The organism is Streptomyces sp. NPDC000880, assembly GCF_053599675.1.
The window spans coordinates 1-2,875 of sequence record NZ_JBSFMS010000235.1; the positions used below are offsets into that span (position 1 = coordinate 1).

The following is a 2,875-nucleotide window of genomic DNA, read 5'->3' on the forward strand; positions in this document are numbered from 1 at the left end:
CGGTCGGGCGCCAGCCCGTGGACCTCGGGATGCACCGAGTGCCCGAGGTCCGGTGTTGCCACCGCGCTGCCGCGCTTGACGACGGAGCGGAACCGGTTCGAGCCGGGCGGGGACCTGTCCGGCGCAGCCATGGGGCGCCGGCTCGGCCAGACGGCGCAGAACGGCCGCAAGGTCCGTATCCGACTGCTCAAGCGGTACGCGGCGAACACCGGCCAGCGCGTTGACAAGGAGTTCAATGTCGAGGAGCTGGTGACCGCTATCGGGGCCAGTAAGGCATCCTGACGCCCCCACACTCGCACGTCTTGCGGCGGGCGCCCCGAAGGCCGGGGCGTCCGCCGCCTGCATGATCGGACCTCACCATGACCCCGGAGATCCTGGCCCGGATCACCGCCGCCCGCGCCGCCCGCGACCTGTCCGACCTTGCGCGCCAAGCAGTCGGCACGACGGCCGCGGCCATGACCCCCGCCGAGCGGCTCGTCTTCGCCCGACGCCTGCGCCAGATGGCCAATGAGCTCGTTGACTTCACCACCGTGGCCGAGGCGTTGAACGGCACCCCTTGGCCGGAGATCGCCATGGCCCTCAGCCGGCGTGACGCAGCAACGGTGGAAGGCGAGTACGCGGAATCGGTGGCGGAGTGGCGGGAGCTGTCCGCCGAGCAGATGGCGGACGCGGCCGAGGGGGCAGAGGCCCTTGACGCCTGGTACGCCCGGCACCGCGAGGACGCCGACCCTGCCGTGGAAACTCCTGTGTCGGATCTCCTCAATAGGGATTGATCAAGCGCCAACCCGCGCTAAAATAGTACAGCGGTGCGGTTGGCGAGAGCTTAGGGCTTGCCACGGCGCAGCATCCCGGGAGAGCAACCCGGGGCCCCGAACCGAAGGAACGCACGCCATGGCTGGAATCATCGCGCCCCAGCGCGAACGCACCTCTCGGACGCCGACGTGCAAACCGAATCCGCCCATCATCGTGATTACGGGAGCGGAGAAGACCGGCAAGAGCTCCGAGGCGGTACGCGGCTCCAGTTCCGACCTCGTCGGCATGACGTACTGGATCGAGATCGGCGGCACGGAGGGCACGGCGGACTACTACGGCCGCATCCCCGGTGCCCGGTACGAGATCGTTCAGCACGACGGCTCCTACCAGGACATCCTTGACGCGATCCGCTGGGCCATCGCCCAGCCCCGTGTCAACGGTAAGCCGAACATGATCGTCCTCGACTCCGTCACCTCTCTGTGGGACATGCTCAGCGACGAGGTTGCCCTCCTCGCCCGGCACCGTGCCGTACGCAAGGCGCAGGAGAACCGGCGGCGCGCACCCAACCTCGACGACATGGTCACCGAAGACCGGGACCTGTGGAACCGGGCCAAAGACCGGTGGGGAGAAGTGCTGTGGCTCCTACGCCGGCACTCCGGCCCCTCACTGCTGATCGCCCGCCAGGAGATCGTCACCGCCTACGAGAACGGCCAGGCAACCCGGCACACCACCCGCAGGATCAAGGCGGAGAAGAACCTCGGCGCGGCCGTCGACGCCATCGTGGAGCTACACGCCCTCGGCGAGGCGCACCTGACCGGTGTCCGGACACTTCACTGGGAGATCGAGCCCGGTGAGACCGAGCGGTTCGAGAATTTCTCCGTGGACGCGCTGCTGCGGCGGATGGGCTTCGAGGAGGCCGCCGACACCCGGTCGGCGCACGAGTCGCGGCCGGAGGCGTATTTGCAGGAGCAGGGCAACGCGTCCGCGCAATCCCGCCCGGCACCCGCTCAGCCGCACGGTGAACCCATGCTGACCGGCCCGCAGGCCGTGGACATCATCCGCGATGCGCTCATGGACGAGACCAACCCGGAAGCGGCTCTGCAGGGCATCCGCGAGCAGTGGGGCATCGAAACCCTCTCTCGGGTCACCACCCACACGAAGAGGGGGACGATGAGCGCGAACGACCTGATCACCCGGTCGCTCCAGTACGCCAAGGAGAAGGCCAAGGCTGCGGACGGCAACGCGGGGGCCACCCCCAGCACGCCGCCCGGCCCGCCCCCGAGCCAGGCAACCGGAGACGAGGCCCGCGAGCACCTGCAGGAGGGCGAGGAACACGCCATCTCCGCGGCCGAGTCCAGCCCTGAGCCGCCGGACGAGGGGGCGCCGCCCCCGCCTGACCCCGAGGGCGACGAGGAGCCGCCCGGGGAGCAGCCCGAGGATGTCAGCGCCGCAGAAGAGCCGCAGGACCTCCCGAAGCCGCCCGCTCCGCGCCCCCGCAGGAACAAGGCGGCACAGATGGCTCTCGATGCGTTGGAGGACGAGGCCACTGTTCAGGCGCGCCTGCTGTTCCTCACCGTGGGTGAGCACCTTGGGCCGATCTCCGAGAACGGCGACCCGTCGATGTCCGCACTGCGGGACTACCTCGAGGCAAATCGGCCCACCGTCATCGCCACACTGGAAGACGACGGCAAGACAGAGCTCGCCAACGCCTACCGGAACGCGCGTATGCCGGAGCTGCGGATCAAGTCCATGTTCGCGAAGCTGCTCGACGGGGCCCCCTCTTCGCGGTGAGGTGACGTGAGGTGACGCGCCCCGGGACTGCCAGGGGCGCGCCTTCGCGGCTCGCTCGTGGCGCGCTCCGCATCACGTCACGTCACCTCGTCAGGCGCGCCCGCGCCGTCTTCCGTACCCCCGGAGGCGCGCCCCTGTCGGACACCGCCGCGCGCCGCTCCCGGCTCAAGCGCGCGCCCATGAGCGGTCGAGGGCGCGCCTCGGCGCGGAGCGCGCGCCCGGGTCCTCAGCGCGCGGCGCGCACATCAGGGCGCCGGTGAACCGTCGCTGACCGACCTCATCGAGCGCAGTGCCGAGTTGAAAGGGCAGCTGGTCGCCTTCGCGCAGAGCG

Annotated in this window: 3 protein-coding genes; all 3 read left to right on the forward strand. The window is 70.1% G+C overall.

What is annotated here, in order from left to right; translation table 11 throughout:
• A partial coding sequence (locus tag ACWDO5_RS35550; RefSeq protein ID WP_450534657.1) for a hypothetical protein occupies positions 1 to 282 on the forward strand: 282 nt, incomplete at its 5' end.
• 77 nt (positions 283 to 359) lie between these two features.
• Positions 360 to 773 (forward strand): hypothetical protein, encoded by a 414-nt coding sequence (locus ACWDO5_RS35555; RefSeq protein ID WP_450534658.1) that lies wholly within the window; start codon positions 360 to 362, stop codon positions 771 to 773.
• Positions 774 to 891: 118 nt separating this feature from the next.
• On the forward strand, positions 892 to 2,544 hold the full coding sequence (locus ACWDO5_RS35560) for a hypothetical protein (protein WP_450534659.1): 1,653 nt from the start codon (positions 892 to 894) through the stop codon (positions 2,542 to 2,544).
• Positions 2,545 to 2,875 lie beyond the last annotated feature (331 nt).